The 6,416-nt window shown below is 53.6% G+C and carries 5 protein-coding genes and 1 rRNA gene; 1 reads left to right on the top strand and 5 read right to left on the bottom strand.

Going from position 1 to position 6,416, the window contains the following annotated elements:
• Positions 1-92: ribosomal RNA gene (locus FHS18_RS30865) — 23S ribosomal RNA — on the top strand; the annotation flags it as partial.
• Positions 93-431: 339 nt separating this feature from the next.
• Here the strand turns inward: FHS18_RS30865 and FHS18_RS30860 are convergent.
• The 5 genes from FHS18_RS30860 to arfA form a co-directional block, all read right to left on the bottom strand.
• Positions 432-1,277: an ABC transporter permease subunit gene (locus tag FHS18_RS30860; protein ID WP_183604255.1), complete on the bottom strand. Its 846-nt coding sequence runs from the start codon at positions 1,275-1,277 to the stop codon at positions 432-434.
• Positions 1,274-2,260, bottom strand: coding sequence for an ABC transporter ATP-binding protein (locus FHS18_RS30855; RefSeq protein WP_183604254.1), 987 nt, complete (start codon positions 2,258-2,260; stop codon positions 1,274-1,276). Before FHS18_RS30855 ends, FHS18_RS30860 begins: the two co-directional genes overlap by 4 nt.
• Positions 2,257-3,426, bottom strand: coding sequence for a hypothetical protein (locus tag FHS18_RS30850; protein ID WP_183604253.1), 1,170 nt, complete (start codon positions 3,424-3,426; stop codon positions 2,257-2,259). Before FHS18_RS30850 ends, FHS18_RS30855 begins: the two co-directional genes overlap by 4 nt.
• Positions 3,383-3,952, bottom strand: coding sequence for a sigma-70 family RNA polymerase sigma factor (locus FHS18_RS30845; protein WP_183604252.1), 570 nt, complete (start codon positions 3,950-3,952; stop codon positions 3,383-3,385). Before FHS18_RS30845 ends, FHS18_RS30850 begins: the two co-directional genes overlap by 44 nt.
• An 828-nt stretch (positions 3,953-4,780) precedes the next feature.
• Positions 4,781-6,292 carry an arabinosylfuranosidase ArfA gene (arfA, locus tag FHS18_RS30840; RefSeq protein ID WP_183604251.1) on the bottom strand — a complete coding sequence of 504 codons (1,512 nt, stop codon included), beginning with the start codon at positions 6,290-6,292 and terminating at the stop codon, positions 4,781-4,783.
• Positions 6,293-6,416: the final 124 nt, after the last annotated feature.

Genomic DNA, 6,416 nt, shown 5'->3' with positions numbered 1-6,416 from the left:
ACCCCTGGAAGACGACCAGGTTGATAGGTTCGAGGTGGAAGTGCAGCAATGCATGCAGCTGACGAATACTAATCGGTCGAGGGCTTATCCTAAAAGAACCCCAAAAAGTGACGTGAAGCGTTGTAGCGTATACCGATTACTTTTCGGGGACCCCGGTGTGAAAACCAGGGACAAGATATAACACAGCTAATGGTGTAAGTTTCATATCCAGTTTTCAAGGCGCAACGAGCTAGCCTGAATCTCAGTGTTCAAGTGAAGTAAGTCGTCACCATGCAAAAAAAGACCTGATCACACGATGATCAGGTCTTTTTTTGCATATAGAATTTTATAGAAGAAGGGATGATTAGTGATGACCGCAGTGTTGAGTATAGAGGAAATGGGCTTCGCGATTGGGCGAAGCCCATTTTTACATTGGCCGGCGACAACTGGTGTTACAGATCTTTTCGGTTAAACGCCCGGCAACCTAACATCAACAGAACGGCCATATACACGACTGTGTACAGGAGATAGGTATTAGAGGCAACGCTCGCGATAGAGAAGGGACCCATGTCCGAGATTGCCAAACCAGCCCAATCGCCTCCCCCTACAAGTTCGTAGAGACTTCTGCGATAGACGGAGTCCGTGGGCAGAAGCAGCCCGGTCAGAAGAAAAAACTTCTCCAAAGCGGGATGGGGCCCTTGATAAGAGGCGACTCCTTCTACGAGCCCGCAAAAGAGGGCGAACCCATACAGCAGTGCGGCGCAAATCCCGTTACCCAACATCGGTAAATAGACGGAACCGAGCATAGTAAGCGTAAGGAGCAGAAGCGGCATCCAAATAAATAGTCCGAAGCCTCGTAGAACATCTCCCGCTAGCAAGGGGAGCCCGCCGATACTGTGGATGGTCCAGACTATGGCGGCGAATAGGAACGCACTGTACGCGATGACCCATACAGCATGGCCCAGCCACTTGGACAGATATAACTTCCAACGCGAGATGGGGCGGGCGGCAACGGCTAACAGCAGGCCGTTCTCCTGCTCGCCGGTTACGCTTCCCATGGCGGAGAAGAGTACGAAAAAAGCGGCCAGGAATTGTGCGAAAAACATCCCGAGCATCATAAAGACCATGCTGTTCAGCAAACGTCCGGCGGGCGAACTCTGATCCCCTTCGATCACGCTGTTCACCTCCCGAACTCCGACGGCGAACAGGATCATAAAGATGAAGGTTAAAATAAGCGTAACGAGGAATACCCGTTTGCGAGTCAGTTCCTTGAAGATGGCGGACACGTACATCGTCATTGCTTGGCACCTCCTTGGCGGGATTGCGCCATACGGAGAAACCAGGCTTCCAGATTGTTGGACTGTGGGCCGGATTCGTAGAGCGTTAGCCCAATCTGGATAAACTGGGCAGCCAAATAGGCGGCTTGTTCACGATCGGTAACACGGGCAGCTAGGAGGGCAGTGCCGTTCTCATCCGCCTCGACCACTCGCAGCAGGGAAGCGAGGGCTTCGCCGATTACGTCGCTCAGCTCAGTCCAACTCTCCGGAATCCAGCCGCCGAGCAGGAAGCGCCAGTTGCTGCCTCCTCCGATGTCTTCAGCGCTGCTGAGCAGCTTATGGAGAGGACCTGCTGCGAGCAGCTCGCCGCCATACAAGAAGGCCGCTTCATCGCACAATTCCTCCACATCTTCGAGTAGATGGGTGTTGAGGAAAATAGTCACTCCCTTGCCTTGAAGCCGCTTCAGCAGGCTGCGGATTTCATAACGTCCGATCGGATCCAAGGCCGAAGCTGGTTCATCCAGAATCACCAGCCGGGGTTCCAGAAGCAGGGCCGTAGCTAAACCAAGGCGCTGCTGCATCCCCTTGGAGAAGCCGCCGACCCGGCGGTCTGCCGCCTCCGATAGACCGACCAGCTCTAAGGTATCCCGCATCCGGTTGCGGAAAGAAGACGTCCGCGTTTCTCTTGGGCTCATCCCTCCCAACTGGCCATGGAAGCGGAGCACCTCGATTGGCGTAAGCCAATCCTGAAAGCGGAACAGCTCGGGTAAGTACCCGAGCTTTTGCCGTCCTTCCGGCGATCCTAGAGGCTGGCCTAACACTGTGCCTTGGCCCGAGTCAGGACGGTGGAGGCCGGCAAGCATTTTCACAAAGGTGCTTTTGCCCGCGCCGTTAGGTCCTAATAGGCCGAAGATGGAACCCTCCGGCACCTGCAAGGTGATGCTGCGGCAACCGCCGCGGCCGTTATAAGTCTTGGTTAAATCCAACGTGTCGACCATCATCATGGCAAGAGAAGCTCCTCAGCTGCTTGCTGGAATTCGGATGCTGTCTGAAAATCGCCCGTATCGCCGCTCAGCATGCTCAACCGATTCCCAACTAGCCAGAGTAGATAGCGATTGGTGCCGTTCACAGTCATGACCGCATCATGTCCGCCTAACTGAATATTGGTCGTCACGCCATCTCGGGCAGGAACCGGCAACGTACTTTGCCAGTCGCCAATGGTGGCCAGCTTCGTCCGCAGGCTATCAGGAAGTACGGGCAGCCCGAGCACTGCTTCGCGGACAGTTGCCGGATCGATACCGTCTTCAACGGTGAGCTCCGGCTTGCCGAATTGGAGCAGCCGCACCGGTTTACCCGACAAGGTTCCCTCTGTGGTGATGCCGTCAGGTATATAAAGCTTGATTTCTTTTCCGTCCGCTTCGGCAGGCAGGGTGGTCGTGCTGCCTAGTCGGGTGAGAAGGCGATTGACTGCCTTCACATTCAAATTGAAGGTTAGCGTAGTGGCAGGCTGATACGTCGGCGCGGTGTTGTTGTCTAGCTGAAGCAGGGAGTCACCCATCCGTTTTGCCGCTTCATCCCAAGTAAGAGGGAGCGATTGTCCGCCGCCGGACTGCGATAAGCTTCCATATTGAGCCAGATTGAAGCTGCGGTCTCCTTCCGGCGATCCTTTCTCCAATAGGTTAGAGATGCTCGTCATATCATCCGCGGTGATTCCCACGCCTTCAATGTGATGAATGCGGAAGGTTTGTTGCATAGCGGCCAACGCCCGGTCTCCGAGCGGTGTGGTAAACAAGCCGGTAATGATGGCTACAGCGGCCACGCCAGCGGTCAGCCTGCGAACGATTCGCTTGGACGTTGTCTCTGTCCGCCAAACGCTGCTCACGGCATTATACGGTATTGCTTTGCGTGTCTCCGGTTGGCTAACTGCAGGGTCTAGCGTCCCATTATTTGCTCCTGTCTTTGTCATCTCAATTGCACCGTCCTTCTTGTCATTCTCTGGATTCCCGTTCTGTTGTGCTTCGATTCGTACTTCGTCTGAGCGCATACGATCCTCCGCCTGCTGCCAAAATGCGGGAATAGGCTTGTGTGAGGCCATTCGCTCGAAGCGCTCCCATGCACGATCGGTATCAAATACCGGCTCCCCGCCGGTCCGTTTCGTTTCGTCTGCCATCGTATTGCTCCTCCTCCTGCCCGTATTTCTTCTTCAGCCGTTCCTCTGCCCGGGCCAGCAATGTGCCGACCGTCTTCGGATTGACCTCCAGCCGGAGCGCAATCTCCTCGTAGCTGTATCCTTCCTCACGAAGCAGAAGGGCGGTTCGGTCCCGATCGGAAAGCTTCTGAAGCACTCGACGTACCACGTCTTTTTCCCACTCGCGGATAACCTCCGTCTCTCCAGAAGGGGCGGCGCCTTCCGACCAAGCGGCCACGCGGGCCATTTCTTTTTCCAATGTGGTCTTGCCCGATGAGCGTTGTCTCAAATAATCGTAAGCAATCCGAGTCAGCACCCGGTGCAGCCAAGCGCCGACCGTCTCCAACCGGTCCGGGTGGTTCTGGTAGAGCCGCAGGAACACTTCCTGGGCCAAATCCTCTGCCGCTGCATAGTCGCCTGTGAGCGCATAGAGCTTGCGCGCTACCTCGGGGTAATGCTCCCTGAACAAGCGCTGGAACAGCTCGGGTATCTGTGCGCCTTCCTTCATGTTGCCTCCGTCCCCCCTTTCGCTTATATGACGAAAGCTAAACCGCTTTTATATCAGTTTCGATGACGAATATTTATTTGCTTATTCTTTCCATTAATGAGCGGAATCAGGCTTGCAACAATTGAATTCGCGTGGAGGCGAACGTATATACGGATAATCATCCATTCCAATGTCGCAGAAGCTGCATAACCTATATCTATAAAACTGGATTTGCTAGGAAGAGAGGAGGGGAAATCGGTGCCCAATCATAGAGAAGAGCGTTCCTTCCTGCTAAAAGGCATGTTGGGACAATCCGGGTTAGGCGGGCTGTTGGGGAAGAATTCGCCGCTTCAAAGCGGTCTCCTGGGGAAGCAATCCCCATGGCAGAGCGCACTCATGGGGCAGCAATCCCCATGGCAGAGCACACTTATGGGACAGAAATCCCCGTGGCAAAGCGCACTTAAGGGTCAGAAACCGCCGTGGCAAGGTGGACACATGGGACAACAACCGCCGTGGCAAGGCGGACACATGGGACAACAACCGCCATGGCAAGGCGGACATATGGGTCAACAACCGCCATGGCAAGGTGGACACATGGGACAACAGCCTCCGTGGACAGGTGGTCCATGGGGGCAGAAACCATGGTGATACGGTGCGAAGAGGCGACAGTTTGTCGATAGAACAACAGCTCGAACAGCAAAGCAGCAGATGAAAAATGAAATCGGCCTCAGTCTGATCGTAATCAGGACTGAGGCCTCTCGGTTTATGCAGGTTAGTGTAGCTTAGGCTTACGCTCAGCCAAAGTGAAGATCGTTGCCCGTAGTCGTGTGTAGATAGGTGCAGACGGTATTACTTCTTGGTAACCTGCAGACGGATAACGTTCCACGAAGCACGGCTGAGGATGGCGTTCACGCGGCCTTGATCAACTTTCGTGTGTCCGCCGGACTTAGGGAGTACCCGGTTAGGTGCCGTTTTCGTGTTGGTGGCCTTCAGGTCATTGTTCTCCAGCACGATATGTTCGATTAGGCGAAGATCGCCGAAGCTGCGTACATCGATGTCGAACTCCATGTTTTCCTCCAAATGCCGGTTGACCGCGAAGATCGTCAATTGTCCTTGTTCTTCGTCGAACACGCTGACGGTCTCAATATAAGGGACGTCCGTGTAATCTTTGGAATCGTACTTCGGCGCGTCTACATTGGACAGAAGAACGGTTCCTCTACCGAATGTGGAAGCATGAAGAAGCGGGTAGTATGTGCTCTGCAGCCAGAGCGGCCCATCCGTTTCGGTCATAATCGGCGCGATTGTATTAATCAACTGCGCAATGCATGCCATTTTGACGCGGTCGGCATGTTTCAAAATCGTAATGAGGAAGCAGCCGACAGCCAAAGCGTCTTCGTGCGTATACACATCTTCGAATTCCGGAGGCGCAACCTGCCAGCGTTCCGAAGCCCGGCTAGAACCGATCGAGTTCCATACGTTCCATTCGTCCAGCGAGAGCATGATTTTCTTCTTGCTCCGTTTTTTGGCCTGTACATAGTCACAGATCGCGGCTACGCTCTGGATGAATTGATCCAGATCCATCGAACGGGCTAGGAAATTCGGCGTATCGTTCTCGTTATTATTGTAGTAAGCGTGCAGCGATAAGAAATCGACCTGGTCGTAAGTCAGATCCAGTACCGTTGCTTCCCAATCGGCGAAAGTCGGCATGCTTCTCGAAGAACTGCCGCAGGCAACCAGCTCGATCGTTGGGTCGACCCAACGCATTGCTTTAGCGGTCTCATTGGCAAGACGGCCATATTCCACGGCTGTCTTCGCCCCGATCTGCCAAGGCCCATCCATCTCATTGCCAAGGCACCATGTTTTGAAACGATGGGGGTCACGATAGCCGTGCGAGATGCGAAGATCGCTCCAGTAAGAGCCGGAAGGGTGATTGCAATATTCCACGAGATTCCTCGCAGCATCGATGCCTCTTGTACCAAGGTTTACAGCCATCATGACTTCGGTTCCGGCAAGCTTGGCCCAGTCGGCGAATTCGTTCGTTCCAACCTCATTCGTCTCCGTAGTCCACCACGCAAGCTCGAGTAACCGCTTTCTCTCGGACTTAGGACCAACACCGTCTTCCCAATTATAGCCCGATACGAAGTTGCCCCCAGGGTATCGAATGATCGGAACTCTCAGCGAACGAATGGCCTCAAGAGCATCCTGCCGGAAGCCATTGGCATCTGCGGTTGGATGGCCAGGTTCATAGATGCCTCCATAGACTGCACGTCCCAAATGTTCAATGAAGGAACCGTACACTCTGGGATCTATAACGGATACAGTAAAGTTCTTGTCTACGAGCATGTTTGCGCGAATCGTCATCGATATAACCCTCCGAAAAAGTTGGATTTTGTTAAAAACGAATTCTAACGGTTGAACTTATACTATATTCGTATCATAATAAAGAATATCAGACAATCATTAACTTTAGGATTCGCTTAAAACC

The organism is Paenibacillus phyllosphaerae (assembly GCF_014192105.1).
Classification (GTDB): domain Bacteria; phylum Bacillota; class Bacilli; order Paenibacillales; family Paenibacillaceae; genus Paenibacillus_Z; species Paenibacillus_Z phyllosphaerae.
Note: the sequence above shows the minus strand (reverse complement) of the source record. Positions and strands in the feature narration are given on the sequence as shown.